Genomic DNA, 295 nt, shown 5'->3' on the forward strand with positions numbered 1-295 from the left:
GGCGGTGACGGGGGCGAGTGCCGCGAGGGAATCCTCGGCGGGGGCCGCCCGCTCCCGCTCGGGGGCCTCGGGCGTAAGTGCGTCCAGCCTGCGACCGAGCTCTTCCATGGCTTCCACGAGGTTCTCGCTTGAAATGCGTTCCACCACGCGCTCGAGCTCGCCGAGCGCCTCGTCGTCGTACAGGTGCCCGGCGACGCTGAGGGCGGTGCGGTCGGCGGCCCGCGCGTCGGCGAGGGTGTCCACGCCGGAGAGCATGCGCAGGATGCGGGCGAAGCGCACGGGCCGGTCGGGGTCG

1 pseudogene is annotated in these 295 nt (G+C 74.2%); it reads right to left on the reverse strand.

The annotated features are described in order from the left end of the window. Positions 1-295 (reverse strand): annotated as a pseudogene (locus tag NE591_RS14850) (hypothetical protein); the annotation flags it as partial.

It is taken from the genome of Adlercreutzia sp. DFI.6.23 (assembly GCF_024462535.1).
GTDB lineage: Bacteria > Actinomycetota > Coriobacteriia > Coriobacteriales > Eggerthellaceae > Adlercreutzia > Adlercreutzia rubneri.